Origin of the sequence: Fibrobacter sp. HC4 (assembly GCF_023373925.1) — a bacterium.
GTDB lineage: Bacteria > Fibrobacterota > Fibrobacteria > Fibrobacterales > Fibrobacteraceae > Fibrobacter.
The window spans coordinates 20,197-34,140 of record NZ_JALCZV010000025.1 but is presented as its reverse complement, the minus strand read 5'-3'; the positions used below and the strand labels follow the sequence as shown (position 1 = coordinate 34,140).

12 protein-coding genes and 1 pseudogene are annotated in these 13,944 nt (G+C 49.0%); 2 read left to right on the top strand and 11 right to left on the bottom strand.

Going from position 1 to position 13,944, the window contains the following annotated elements; genetic code table 11:
* Positions 1–75 precede the first annotated feature (75 nt).
* The 8 genes and pseudogenes from MMG03_RS14015 to MMG03_RS13980 form a co-directional block, all read right to left on the bottom strand.
* Positions 76–444, bottom strand: coding sequence for a putative quinol monooxygenase (locus MMG03_RS14015; RefSeq protein WP_073285167.1), 369 nt, complete (start codon positions 442–444; stop codon positions 76–78).
* A 55-nt stretch (positions 445–499) separates the two neighbouring features.
* Complete coding sequence (locus tag MMG03_RS14010) at positions 500–1,243, bottom strand: flavodoxin (RefSeq protein WP_112132607.1); 744 nt, start codon at positions 1,241–1,243, stop codon at positions 500–502.
* 11 nt (positions 1,244–1,254) lie between these two features.
* Complete coding sequence (locus tag MMG03_RS14005; RefSeq protein WP_199174014.1) at positions 1,255–2,325, bottom strand: carboxymuconolactone decarboxylase family protein; 1,071 nt, start codon at positions 2,323–2,325, stop codon at positions 1,255–1,257.
* A 187-nt stretch (positions 2,326–2,512) separates the two neighbouring features.
* On the bottom strand, positions 2,513–3,439 hold the full coding sequence (rhuM, locus tag MMG03_RS14000) for a RhuM family protein (RefSeq protein ID WP_249506558.1): 927 nt from the start codon (positions 3,437–3,439) through the stop codon (positions 2,513–2,515).
* 292 nt (positions 3,440–3,731) lie between these two features.
* Positions 3,732–4,478: pseudogene (locus MMG03_RS13995) on the bottom strand (5-methyltetrahydropteroyltriglutamate--homocysteine methyltransferase); the annotation flags it as partial.
* Positions 4,479–4,709: 231 nt separating this feature from the next.
* A complete protein-coding gene (locus MMG03_RS13990; RefSeq protein ID WP_249506556.1) occupies positions 4,710–5,210 on the bottom strand; it encodes a threonine/serine exporter family protein in 501 nt (166 codons plus the stop codon).
* 1 nt (position 5,211) lies between these two features.
* Entirely contained in the window at positions 5,212–6,144 is a 933-nt protein-coding gene (locus tag MMG03_RS13985) for a threonine/serine exporter ThrE family protein (RefSeq protein WP_249506555.1), read from the bottom strand.
* A 20-nt stretch (positions 6,145–6,164) separates the two neighbouring features.
* Complete coding sequence (locus tag MMG03_RS13980; RefSeq protein ID WP_083539719.1) at positions 6,165–6,695, bottom strand: FISUMP domain-containing protein; 531 nt, start codon at positions 6,693–6,695, stop codon at positions 6,165–6,167.
* Positions 6,696–6,927: 232 nt separating this feature from the next.
* Here MMG03_RS13980 and MMG03_RS13975 point away from each other — a divergent pair, with 232 nt between their 5' ends.
* Together MMG03_RS13975 and MMG03_RS13970 are read left to right on the top strand one after the other, a co-directional pair.
* Positions 6,928–7,233, top strand: coding sequence for a metal-sensing transcriptional repressor (locus MMG03_RS13975; RefSeq protein ID WP_073159185.1), 306 nt, complete (start codon positions 6,928–6,930; stop codon positions 7,231–7,233).
* Between the two features lie 12 nt (positions 7,234–7,245).
* Positions 7,246–9,921: a heavy metal translocating P-type ATPase gene (locus MMG03_RS13970; RefSeq protein ID WP_275976907.1), complete on the top strand. Its 2,676-nt coding sequence runs from the start codon at positions 7,246–7,248 to the stop codon at positions 9,919–9,921.
* A gap of 19 nt (positions 9,922–9,940) precedes the next feature.
* On the opposite strand, the gene mnmA is transcribed toward MMG03_RS13970, so the two are convergent.
* From mnmA to MMG03_RS13950, 3 genes are all read right to left on the bottom strand, one after another.
* Positions 9,941–11,047 (bottom strand): tRNA 2-thiouridine(34) synthase MnmA, encoded by a 1,107-nt coding sequence (mnmA, locus tag MMG03_RS13960; RefSeq protein WP_249506554.1) that lies wholly within the window; start codon positions 11,045–11,047, stop codon positions 9,941–9,943.
* Positions 11,048–11,246: 199 nt separating this feature from the next.
* Complete coding sequence (gene cysK / locus MMG03_RS13955) at positions 11,247–12,179, bottom strand: cysteine synthase A (RefSeq protein WP_073158950.1); 933 nt, start codon at positions 12,177–12,179, stop codon at positions 11,247–11,249.
* A 170-nt stretch (positions 12,180–12,349) separates the two neighbouring features.
* A complete protein-coding gene (locus MMG03_RS13950; RefSeq protein ID WP_073235891.1) occupies positions 12,350–13,630 on the bottom strand; it encodes an O-acetylhomoserine aminocarboxypropyltransferase/cysteine synthase family protein in 1,281 nt (426 codons plus the stop codon).
* Positions 13,631–13,944: the final 314 nt, after the last annotated feature.

The window sequence follows — 13,944 nt, the reverse complement described above, 5'->3', positions numbered from 1 at the left end:
GAAATAGGAAAATGCAGTGGGCGTATAAAAAAAAGGAACGCTTTCGCGCCCCTTCTTATCTCTCTCATTTTTTTTCTACTTGTCCGCAATCTCAGAGCTGATGGACATTAGCGGGTTCAGCGGATCCGTGTCAATCAAGTCAAGGTGCTTGACCATGTGGAGGGTGCCTTGCTTGTACTTCTGGAAATGTTCCGAAGCGATGTGCTTTTTGTAGGCATCCTGGCTAGCGTAGATTTCAAGAATGTAGAGAGCGTTCTTGTCGCGCTTGAGACCCATGGGGTACATGCAGATAACGCCCGGTTCCGTACGCATGCTGGTGGCGCCGACTTCAAGAGCCATGGCCATGTACTGGTCGTGATATTCCGGGTGAATCTCGATGTAGGACAGGCGAACGATGCGGTCGCTTTCAAAGGGCTGTTTTTTCACTTGACTAGTCTTTGCCATAGCCATTCCTGAAGCTAGAAGAAGTACGAAGAAAATTAGAAGTTTTTTCATATTCTCAAAATTCCTTTTTCAACCAGTCGGCGATTTTGGTTTCGCGGCTAGAGAAATCAGCAGCCTTTATAGAAAGGCTTGCGGTGAAGTTATTGCCAGGAAGCAAACGTTTGGCGTCGGCTTCTACGCCGCTGATTCCGCTGGAATGGCTGCTAACAATGAGTCCCACTTTTTTATTTGCAAGTTCCTTGCTGTTCTTGAAAAGATAGGTCTGCATGGGGGCGGCCATTTGACTCCACCAAAGAGGCGCAACGACGATCACCTCGCTGTAATTTGCGAGGCTTACTTCGGTGCTGACGGTGATAGCGGGGTAGCTGCTTTCTGCATCGGGATTCTTGTTGATGGTATCAATAAGGGCATCGCCGATGGCGTAATTGTTGGCTGCGAAATCTGCCTTTTCCACAGGAGAAATTTCCACTACGTCGGCAGAAATCATTCCTGTCAAGGTTTCTACGATAGCCTTGCTGTTCCCGGTGAAGGAGTAATAAGCGACAAGCATTTTTTCAGAGGCTGCAGAGTCAACGGCAGGTACGTCTGCTTCTGTAGAATCCGCGACGCTCTCGCTAGATGAACTTGCAATGTTTTCAACTTCGCTGGAACTGCTTTCTGCGCTTTCTGTTGCAGAAGATTCCACGAAGTTCTCACTTGAACCTGCAACATCATTCTTTGCGTTAGAGCTGGAGTCGTCGCCGCAGGCGTTCAGAAAGAACACCACCATCGCACTCAACAAGAACAGCAATTTTTTCATGCCACCCTCAATTACGGAAGCTTGTTGTACACTTCGTCAACTACAGGTTCCAACCATTCGTTGCTGGCGTTTTCGCCAACGTGGGTGTGGTAAGTCAAGTGCTGGAACCAGGAATCCTTGGCAGCACCGTGCCAATGTTTTTTGCCTTCGGGAATGGCCACCACAGTACCCGGCGTCATTTCAAGAGGTTCCTTGCCTTCTTCCACATACCAGCCGCGGCCAGAAACAGCAATCAGGACCTGCACCTGGTTGTGATGCACGTGCCAGTTGTTGCGGCAGCCCGGTTCAAAAGTCACGTTGGTGGGGCCGCCATTTTCGGCGCTCATGGGAGCTACATAGCTGTTGCCGATAAAGTACTTTGCGTAATTTACGTTAGGTACGCCGCGGGGCCACGGGGAATCTCCGCCGTACATGCCAGGAATCAACTTGGCATCCTGCAAAGTCATGGTAATGCTTTCCACCTGCTGATCCGTAAGGCCTGCCTTTTTTGCTCCAGCCTTGTGCGCAGCCAGCTGGGGGTGAACGCCGTCCATGCCGCTGAGGGCAGCAACTGTCACCAGTTCGCGTTCCGGCATAGTCAAGTTGTCGCGGGCGAAAATGTCGCCGAACAAATGAGCCTTCAGGTAGTAATCCGTTGCAGGAGCGAAAGTATTGTTCACCTTGCCGAACAACTTCGTCTGAACTTCGGTACCGGCCTTCAGGGAGTTGTAATTCTTGGGCAGGGGAGAAGCGTCCTTGCCTTCGGCGGTCTTCTTGCCGGCGGCCTTGCGTTCATCCAGAACCTTCTGCAAAGTTCCGAGGGCGTTCAGGGAGCGCGGGAAACCGGTGTAGGCATAAAGCTGGGAAAGGGCTTCCTTCACCTGGCTTACGGTGAGGCCGTCGTCCAGGCCCTTGTCGATGGCCTTGCTAAGTTTTGCCAAGTCGCCCTTGGCTTCCAGGCAGGCGATAATAGCCATGTCCTGCTGCTGAACGGTAAGAACGTTTTTCATAATCTGTGCGTTTGTGGTGGTGGCGAATGCGGCAGAAATTGTGACCGCCGCGCCCATGGATTTTACGAATGTTTTAAAGAATGCAGTTTTCATAGTTATGAATTTACCAAAAGACTAGTTTTAATTCACTACCCAAAACAAATGAATTTCTACCAAAAACACAGATTTTATATATGAAAATTTATAAAATTCTACCATTTTGTAACTTTTTATGCGGTAATTATAGTGCGTTTTTTTGTACAGAGCCTGTTTGAAACGTGAATAAAAAAGCGACGGTTATTCATTTCACGCTTTCTAAAAGTTGTTCCCTTGAGATTGCACTCAGTACAGAAAATGCGGTTAGCTTGCTGCCTAAATCGCGGATGCTTGCGCCTACATGGTAAATTGTATTATCGACAATGATGAACCTATCGTGGACATCACGCATGTTGCGAAGTTCAACGGTCGGGAACTGCCGATTCAGCCTGGCCGCTTCATCGTTCATGGTTCTATTAATGCGAGCCGAATACACGAAAACTTTAACACCTTCGGCCTTCTTTGCAACTAAAGAAAGAGTAACACCTTCGGCCTTCTTTGCAACTAAAGAAAGAGTAACATCATCGGCATACGGATCGATAATGACGATTTCTTCTTTTGCGGAACGCACCAACTGCGCCGCAAATTCATACCCGCTCCACCAGGATTTTGCGTTTAAGATTCCCTCGCTCGGCGGCAAGTTCGCCTTGACAAAGAAATCGACTTGCTTTTCGAGGGACAAAAGCCTGGAATCATGATTTTCCAGCTTGTTTTCATGTGAAATCAACCGCTGATTTACGGAGCCGCCTTTAAGCAAATATTCCTTGAGAACCTGGTTTGCCCAGCGACGAAATTCTATACCTTTTAAGGTATTAACTCTAAAACCTACGGAAATAATCATGTCAAGATTGTATAAAGCAACTTTTCTGAGGACATTTCTATTGCCCTCCTTCTGAACTAGTTCCAAAATGGAACTAGTTGACTTTTCCTCTAGTTCATGACTCTCAAAAATATTCTTGATATGTTTCGTAATCGCTTGACGCTGAACATCAAATAATTCTGCCATCTGAGCCTGCGTAAGCCAAACGGTTTCATTCTCTACGCGAACTTCAATGTGAAATTCGCCGCCCTCCGGCTGATATACAATGATTTCGTTCTTTTCGCCATTATTGGCAGAAACTGCTTTATCCATTTTTCCTCCAGTCGCTACAGGCTTGAAAAAGCGACAGTTTAATCAGTGTTCTTTTGTTCACTACTAAATTTATACAAAAGTTTGGGCGGTGTCAAGGCGGGGCGCGAAAAAATTTCACTTTGCAAACTATAGGCGACAGGGGGCTATGTTTTGGGCGTTGCCCTGGCGGGCCGGCCCTCTTGCGCTATCGACTCGCGATGCGAGTCGTTCGTTCAGCCTCGCGCGACCTGCGACTGCACAAGGCAAGCGCCGCGCGAGTCCGACCCCATGCGGGCGGCGGGGCCTAACGCATTCATTTCACGCTTTCTAAAAGTTGTTCCTTTGCGATTGCACTCAGCACGGAAAATGCGGTTAGCTTGTTGCCCACATCGCAGGAGGCAAAGCCACATTGAGGGCTCAGCTTCAGGCGTTCCAAAGGAATGTACTTGGCCGCTTCCTTAATGCGGGCGATAACTGTCGCCTTGTCTTCCAGCTTGGGGGACTTGGAAGTAATCAGGCCAAGAACAACAACCTTGTCGGCGCTTACCTTTGACAAGGGCTCAAATCCGCCGGAGCGTTCGTCATCGTATTCCAGATAAAGCGTGTTCACATTTTCGCGGGCGAAAACGTAGTCCGCCACGGAATCATAGGGGCCGCTGGTGAAATAGGTGGAGTGATAGTTGCCGCGACAAATGTGGGTATTGATCTGCAGGTCCGCAGGTTTGCCTTCGATGGCCAGGTTGTTCACATGAAGCAGCTGATTTTTCACCACGTCAAGGCTCAGGCCCAGGGACTTGTAGCGCTGTGCGGCAGCATCGCCAACGATAGCGCCCCAGGTGCAGTCATCGAACTGGATAGTTCTGCAGCCAGCGTCATAAAGTTGACGGATTACGCCGCGGTAGGCGTAGGCAATATCTTCAATCAGTTCATCGTTTGTGGCGTAGAACTTGCGGGTCGTTTCGATGTTCTGGGGAACGATAAGCTGCTGGAAAAGTTGAGCAGGAGCAGGAATGGTCTGCTTGGCTTCATGACCGTCACTTTCAAGAGACTTCACAAATTTGCGGGGCGTAGAAAACTGCCCACCACATCAAAATGGTGCGTATTTGGCATCGTATTTTTCCTTTTCATGTTGTCGCAGGGCTAAAGGAGAGTACTAGGCGCAAACCTTCGCCGCCACGCTGTCATCAAAGACAGTATTCAACTAAGAGTTGTTTCTTAGATGCCGCCAAATATAGATGGAATCTATCGCTTTGTCCAATACTTAATTTTTAGAGTTTGCGATAGGTTTTTGCTATACGCCTTTATGAAAGAATCGATTCCACTTGATTTCAAAGGATCTTTTCTTTTGCAGGTGTATGACGAAAGTAACGCCAAAGACCATCAGCAAAATCGCCAAGAAGCATACCATAAAGTTGTAGAAGAATATGTGTATGTAATGGTCAAACAAACCGTCGCTCGGAGTCTTGAAACAAAGAATCAGGGACTGCACGGAGCGATAGGCGTACATACCGGGAATCATGGGAAGTAGCGCCGGGAATGCCAAGGATTCGCAGGGACACTTCCAGACTTTTCGCAAAAGGACTGCAAACATCCCGATGGAGAAACCCGCTACGAGACTCGCCCATATAATGTGAAAGCCGCAAAGGTTCATCAACACAAATCGGGTGACGTGGCCAATGGCCGCCACAAGGCCGCAACCTGCGAAAATCCGTTTAGGCACATTGCTGATGCTTCCAAATCCGACGGCTGCAATGGAAGCGAAAAATCCGTCTTGAAGTAATGTCAGTAACATATTAGAAGAAATGAAGGTTGGTGAGAACAAGACCTATGCAAAAACCCAGCGATAGGCAGATAGTTAGAATGGCCCCCTTAAAAAACTGGCTAATACATCCAAGGAACATTCCATTCAGCAAATTGCTAAGCGAGTTAATATACGGGATTCCCGGAACCAGGTAAAGGATACTTGTAGCAAGTGCCACATTGGGCGTTTCTCCAATCTGAAAGACATAGCCGCTAGTGCCAATGACAGTCGAAACAACAGCCGCCAAAATCGTACCCATTCTAAAATCCAGCTTGAACCGTGAGCACAAAGTTCTTCGCAAGTAAAATCCGCAGGCAGTCGCCGTAGCCACAATGGCCATGGAAATAAAGTCCCCGTTGAACAACCTGCAGAACGAAGCGTTGGCAAGGCTCGCCAGCACAAGAACAAGATTTGGGTGCAGCCTTTTTACCGCAAGAATCTTCTGGAATTTTTCATAGAAAATTTCGGGAGAATAATTTTCAGCCACCGTTTCCTTGGCAAGATGATTCAGCATAATAATCCTGTCAAAGTCAAGGGGATTCTCTTTGATCTTTTGGTTGATGGTATAAGTTTTCTGTCGTTTATCATCTACAGCGCAAAGGAGAATATGCTGCGGCAAGCCAGTCACTTCGGCATGAATTCCAAAGTGGGTCGAAAGGTACGCCACGCTGGACAAAACCTGCATACTGGTCGCACCGCAAGCAGCCAGCGTCGCCGCAAACTCCGCAATCATTTTGCAAACAATGAATTCCTGATTCTCCTGTTGTTCAAGAATTTCAGAAAGCGGCGAGGCGCTCGTCCCCATCCCTTTCTTCGTGAAAAATGCTTCATAAATAATCAGGAAAAGTACGATTGCAAAACAGGCGCCTATAAGAACGGTTGCATTTCCAGAGGAAACGCTAGTGATGTCAATATCAATTCCCATGGAAATGCCCTCAACAAAAACTAGTCTTCGATGCAGCGGACAGACGCAGCAATATCCTTGTTGAAGTGTTCCACGGTAATGATGCCGTTATCACTGATGTTCAGCATATAGGCGCGAACCGCATCGTACTCGTCATCAATCCAAATGCGAGCCGACTTGTCGCGATCCACATAGTTGTCTTCATGGTAACGGAAGCCTGCATTAACCACATTCAGCTTTGCAAATTCACCGGACGCAATCAGAGATTCATACTCAGCTTTTGTAGGAACATGCCAGCCAAGAGGACAAGCCTTCTTTGCGGCAGCCCAAGTATAAAGGCGACCATAGTCAAAACACATCTTGAAATCATCGCCATAGCAGTAGCTGAAATCCGTGTAGAAATTGGCATTCTGTGCAAACCACTTTTTCCCATTCGCATTCACGACTTTATAGACATTCTCGCTACATTTCAAGGATGTTTGATCATCGCTGAATTTGCATTTATGGAAGTCTTCGCAGGCGGTAAGGACGAAGGTTGCGGTAATTGCCAAGAAGGGAAGAATTTTCATCATTGTGAACTCCTATGTTTTTTTTGTTCGGGCCACAATGTAGAATCCCAAAGTTTTTTTGACTAATACTTTATATTTCTGAAAATTATATGTTTTTTTAATACAATCAATTTTTATGATTGATAAATCACGAAAGATGAATATTTGCACTAAGCACTACAATTTCACACCGGGAAAGCACACTCATAGATAAAATGATTGGTACATACCCCCTAGGGGTATGTATATTTACAGTATGAAAAAAGAAAAATGTTGCTGTTCCTGCAAGAAAAAGGAACGAGAAAATTCCGAAATCAAGAGCCTCATGACCCGTCTGAACCGCATTGAGGGGCAGGTCAAGGGCATTCGAAACATGATTGAAAATGACGCCTACTGCACCGACGTTCTGGTACAGGTGTCCGCCGTCAACGCTGCGTTAAACGCATTTAGCAAGACTTTGCTAGCAAACCATATCAAGACCTGCGTTGCAAATGATATCCGAGCTGGCAAGGACGAGGTCATCGACGACCTGTTGAACACGCTTCAGAAAATGATGAAATAGGCAGGTCAAGCAATGCAGAAATTCAATGTTACAGGAATGAGTTGCGCCGCCTGCGTGGCCCGTGTCGAAAAGGCAGCGAACAGCGTAGAGGGCGTAGAAAATTGCGCCGTCAGTCTATTGACGAATTCCATGAACGTGGAAGGTACCGCCGACTCCGCAGCCATTATCCGCGCCGTAGAAAAAGCAGGTTACAAGGCAAACGTGCAAAAAAGCGCAGGCGAGCCATCGAGCGAGAACGCCACAGGGATTGCGAACGATACAGGGAACGCAGCCGGAACCGCCGACGCCCTGGAAAGTGTAGCCACCGCAGAAATCAACATTTTGAAACGTCGCCTGATTGCCTCCCTCATTTTCTTACTGCCGTTGCTTTACTTTAGCATGGGCCACATGATGTTTGGCTGGCCCCTGCCCGATTGGTTCATGTTTCCCGACAAGAATCACGTAGCCATGGGTTTGGTGCAACTGATTTTAGCAGGAATCATCCTTGTCATAAACCAGAAATTTTTCATCAATGGTTTCAGGGGATTGCTTCACCGCGCGCCCAACATGGACTCCCTGGTGGCACTCGGTGCAGGAGCCTCATACCTTTACAGTATAGCCGTTATTTTCGCCATGACCCGCGCCCAAGTCGTCGGCGGGGTTTCCGCTGCAGAAACCTGGATGGACAACTACTACTTTGAAGGTGCCGCAACCATCGTCACCCTCATTACCGTAGGCAAGTTGCTAGAGGCAATTTCAAAAGGTAAGACTACCAACGCCTTGAAGAGCCTAATGAAACTGGCCCCGCAGCAGGCAACGATTGAAGAAGACGGAGTTGAAAAAATCGTCCCCATCGAAAAAGTTCAGGTGGGATCCATTTTCATCGTGAAGCCCGGCGAAAATATTCCCGTGGATGGCGTTGTCTTGGAAGGAACTTCTGCCGTTAACGAATCCGCATTAACCGGCGAAAGCCTGCCTATCGACAAGAACATCAGCGACACCGTTACTTCTGCCACATTAAACCAGTCTGGTTATTTGAAGTGCCGCGCCATCCGCGTCGGGAAGGATACGACCCTTTCCCAAATTATTCAGCTGGTCAGCGACGCTGCCGCCACAAAGGCTCCCATTTCAAAAATCGCAGACCGTGTTGCAGGAATTTTTGTTCCGGCGGTCATTGGAATTGCCATCGTCACTTTTGTAGTATGGTTTTTCGTTGGTGCAGAAATTGGTTTTTCTCTAGCCCGGGCCATTGCGGTGCTTGTCATTAGTTGTCCCTGCGCCTTGGGCCTTGCCACCCCAGTGGCCATTATGGTAGGCAACGGTGTGGGCGCAAAACACGGCATTCTTTTCAAGACTTCTGCCGCACTTGAAAATACAGGCAGGACTCAAATTATTGCATTGGACAAAACAGGCACCATTACTAAAGGTGAGCCCAAGGTAACCGATGTGATAACGATGCAGGGCGTTTCCGCAGTCGATTTAATGGACATCGCCAAGTGCATTGAAAGCAAGAGCGAACACCCGTTGGCAAAGGCGATTTTGAACTATGAAAGCGGCGAATCGAGCGGCGCAGCCTCCGACACGACTTCCAGCACAAACCTTGTTGAGAACTTTGAGGCGTTGCCCGGAAATGGTCTGCAGGGAACGGTAAACGGTCAGCAAGTTTTTGCAGGTAACTTAATGTTCATCGCAAGCAAAGTGAGTGTGTCAAGCGCCATGACTGCCGCGACCCACAAGCTGGCAGAATCCGGCAAGACTCCCCTGCTGTTCGCCAAGGGCAATTCTCTGCTGGGAATAATCGCTGTAGCAGACACCTTGAAGGACGATAGCAAGCAGGCCATTGCAGAACTGAAAAGCATGGGCATTCACGTGGTGATGCTCACCGGCGATAACGAACGTACGGCAAGCGCCATCGCAAAGGAAGCAGGCGTAGACGAAGTTGTCGCAGGGGTTCTTCCCGATGGAAAGGAAGCCATCATCCAGAAGTTGCAGGAACATGGCCACGTCACCATGGTTGGTGACGGCATCAACGATGCCCCGGCCCTGACCCGGGCAGACGTAGGTATGGCCATCGGGGCGGGGGCCGACGTGGCCATTGACGCCGCCGACGTAGTTCTCGTCAAGAGCAATCTTCTGGACGTTCCCGCAGCCATCCGCCTGAGCCGTGCTTCCATCAGGAACATTCACGAGAACCTCTTCTGGGCATTCATCTACAACGTCATCGGAATCCCTTTGGCAGCAGGTTGCTACTACAAGCTTTTCGGATGGAGCCTGAACGCAACATTTGCAGCCCTCGCCATGAGCCTTTCTAGCTTCTGCGTAGTCACAAATGCATTGCGTTTGAATTTTGCAAACATCGGCAGTTCCCATAGGGACAAAAAGCTGAAGAAATCCATTTCAGGAAAAATTATCAAAGTCAACGACGAACCTTCTGCAGAACTAGAAACCGCAGACAACCCCGAAACCAACGTGCTCCCCGAAGCATCAAAACCAGAGGACACTCCCATGACCAAAACATTCACCGTCGAAGGCATGATGTGCAGCCATTGCGAAGCCGCCGTAAAAAAGGCACTGGAAGCAATCCCCGGCGTAGACTCCGCCAAGGCCAATCACAAGACAAACTCCGTAGAAGTCACCTTTTCCGAAAAGGTTCCTGTCGAAACTATTAAGAAAGTTATAACCACCGCGGGCTACGAATTCAAGAATTAACGCAAAAAATTTATTGATTCTACTTTGTGATAATTCCCGAAGCTACAATTCCCTGACCGGCGTACAGCACCAGAATCTGTCCGGGAGCAGAAGCGAACTGCGGCTCGTCAAAATGAACGCTGATTTTACCGCCAGCCACATCCAAAGCGGTAATGTGAGCAGTTACGCCCTTATGTCCCAAGCGAATGTGCGCAGTCAAGGGTTGCTGTAATAACGGGGAATCCTCGTCCACCATCAGGTTCAATTCTTCGGCATTCACATCCACACAGCTCATAACGCTACGGGGACCAAGAACCACCTGGTTCTTTTTTACGTCAATACTTACAACAAAGTAAGGTTCAGGAAGACCACCAATATTCAAGCCCTTGCGCTGACCGATGGTATAATGAATGATACCCTTGTGTTGGCCAAGAACCTTACCGTTCATGTCCACAAAGTCACCAGGCTTGTTGTCGGATTCATCAAAGAGAACTGTGTAGTCACCGCATTCCAAAAAATCCTGGCTTTCTTTCTTGGTGGCAAAATCCACCCAGCCGATTTCTGCAGCCAAAGCCTTCACGTCGGTCTTCTTCATTCCACCCAAAGGGAAGATCACGGTGGACAGCTGTTCTGCTGTCAAACGGGAAAGGAAGTAGGTCTGATCCTTGGAATCGTCCAAGGCAGCATAAAGGAAAGGTTCCTTGGGATTCTTGAATTCTATGCGGGCATAGTGACCGGTAGCGAAATAATCGAATTCCACACCCATGCGGCGGGTAGCTGAATGCAAGGCGCCAAATTTAATATTCTGATTGCAGCGGACGCAAGGATTGGGGGTACGACCAGCACGGTACTCCGCACGGAAATAATCCAAAACCTGACGTTTGTATTCTTCAGTCACAGAAACAGTATAATGCGGTATGCCAAGGCGTTCTGCCACAGTCTTCGCCTGGGCGATATTTTCATCTTCACCAGGACCAAAGCAACCTTCACGACCTTCCACATGGGGCATGTTCTTGATAGAGCCATCCCACGTGGCCATGGTTACGCCAATGACTTCGTAGCCTTGTTTTTTCAGAAGATAAGCAGAAAGAGCAGAGTCAACACCACCGGAAAGGCCTACGGCCACACGTTTCTTAGAGGATTCCATATTCACACCTAAAATACAGATTCTTAATTACAAACATTCAATAAAAACGCCAGAAAGTTTATTGAGCTTTCTGACGTCTTCTCACTCTGAAATTTTTATAAAGTGCATTGGGCAAGGTTCACTGGGCAGCAAATGAGACCACGCAGCCCCGCAACACTTTTTAATTTTCAAAAATTTTTCGCGATTTAATTCGGCAAACTTATTCAGCGAACAGTGCGGTAGAAAGGTAACGGTCGCCGGTATCCGGGAGCAGGGCCACAATGGTCTTGCCCTTGTTTTCCGGGCGCTTTGCCAGTTCCTTGGCGGCCCAGAGAGCGGCACCAGAAGAAATGCCCACCAGCACGCCTTCCTTGTGGCCGATTTCGCGACCAGCTTCGAATGCGGCTTCGTTTTCTACTGCGATGATTTCGTCGTAGACCTTGGTGTTCAAGGTGTCAGGAACGAAACCTGCGCCAATGCCCTGGATCTTGTGAGCGCCAGCAACACCCTTGGAAAGTACCGGAGAGGAAGCGGGTTCCACAGCAACAACCTTCACGTTGGGGTTCTGGGACTTCAGATATTCGCCAACGCCCGTGACAGTACCACCGGTACCCACACCGGCAACAAAGATATCCACCTTACCGTCGGTGTCTTCCCAGATTTCCGGGCCGGTAGTGGCGCGGTGAGTAGCCGGGTTTGCGGGATTCACGAACTGGCCAGGAATAAAGCTGTTGGGAATTTCAGCAGCAAGTTCGTTGGCACGGGCGATAGCGCCCTTCATGCCCTTGGCGCCTTCGGTAAGAACAAGTTCTGCACCGTAGGCCTTGATAATCTGGCGGCGTTCAACGCTCATGGTTTCGGGCATCACGATGATGATGCGGTAGCCGCGGGCTGCAGCAACGGAAGCAAGGCCAATGCCAGTGTTACCGGAGGTCGGTTCGATAATCACTGCACCGGGCTTCAGCTTGCCGGACTTTTCAGCGTCATCCAGAATGCCCTTGGCGATACGGTCCTTCACGGAACCTGCGGGGTTAAAATATTCAAGCTTTGCCAGAACCTTCGCACCCAAGTTGTTTGCGGCTTCGATGTGAGTGAGTTCCAGGAGGGGGGTGTGACCAATCAGCTGATCTGCAGAAGTATAAATTTTAGACATGTTTTTTCTCCAAAAAAAGTTTTGAGGGCGGCGCTTCGCGCCTTTCAGGTTTGAGGTCGTTCGCTTCGCTCACTTTGAGGTATGCCAATTACATTCTAATTGCTAACAATGCCTCTAGGTGCGTAAGCACCGACCTGACACCTCAAAGCGAAGCGACCTCACACCCGTTATTAAACAGCGGCCAATGCCTGTTCCAAATCCGCGATGATGTCATCGATGTGTTCGGTACCGATGGAGAGGCGGATGGTGGACGGAGTGATATTCTGTTCCTTGAATTCTTCTTCGTTCAGTTCGGAATGAGTGGTTGTATAAGGATGAATCACCAAGCTCTTCACGTCGGCAACGTTTGCCAATAGGCTGAAGATCTTCAGGCTATCAATGAACTTCCAGGCTTCGGCCTGACCGCCCTTGATTTCGAAAGTAAAGATGGAGGCGCCACCCTTGGGGAAATACTTCTTGAAGTTTTCGTGGTCCGGATGAGACGGCAGGCTCGGGTGGCTAACGGAAGCAACCTTGGGGTGCTTGGAAAGGAATTCCACAACCTTCTTGGTGTTTTCAACGTGGCGTTCGATACGCAGGGACAAAGTTTCAGTACCCTGGATGAGAGCCCATGCAGCAAACGGGGAAATTGCAGCGCCCTGGTCGCGGAGGAGGATTGCGCGGATGTAGGTCACGAATGCGGCACCCGGAACTGCGTCGGCGAAGCTTACGCCGTGGTAGCTCACGTTGGGATTTGCGATGGTGGGGAACTTGCCGGACTTCCAGTTGGTCTTGCCAGATTCAATGATGATACCGCCGAGAGTTGTACCATGACCGCCGATGAACTTGGTAGCGGAATGAACAACTACGTCTGCACCGTGTTCAATGGGGCGGAACAGGAACGGAGTACCGAAGGTGTTGTCAACGATAACAGCGAGGCCGTGCTTGTGGCCAAGTTCGATAAGAGCGTCGATATCGGAAACGTCAGAGTTGGGGTTGCCGAGAGTTTCCAGGTAAAGGATCTTAGTGTTTTCCTTGATGGCAGCTTCAACTTCAGCCAGGTTGTGAGTGTCAACGAAAGAAGTGCTTACGCCGAAAGGTGCCAAGGTGTGCTTCAGCAAGTTGTAGGAGCCACCGTAAATGGTCTTCTGGGCAACCACGTGATCGCCAGCCTGAGCGAGAGCTTCAATGGCATAAGTAATGGCAGCGGCGCCAGATGCAACGGCGAGGGCAGCGGAACCACCTTCCAGGGCAGCAATGCGCTGTTCAAAAACGCCCTGGGTGGAGTTGGTCAAGCGGCCATAAATGTTACCGGCATCGCGGAGGCCGAAACGGTCAGCGGCATGCTGGGAGTTGTGGAAAACGTAAGAGGTGGTTGCGTAAATAGGAACTGCGCGAGAATCGGTTGCGGGGTCTGCGGATTCCTGGCCAACGTGAAGCTGAAGAGTTTCAAAATGAAGATTCTGAGACATGTTTTAATTCCTTATGAGGTGTGAGGTTTTGAGGTCGCTTCGCTTTGAGGTATGAGGTTTTGCGAAGTCACCTCTTTTTGCGTTTCTCTCTTGCGTCATCCTCGACCTGATCGAGGATCTAGCATTTTGTGTTTTTGTGAGCGTTTCGCTCGGGCTTTGGTTTAATGCGTTAGCCTCGCATTCGGAATCCGGCTCGACATCACCGGTCATTTCTCAGGTAAGTTTTAAAATCCATTTTTATTTCTCCGTACAAAATTTTTCGACCTGTTTCCTACCATTTTTGTAGGTCTTTCAAACCAACGGCTATAATGTAA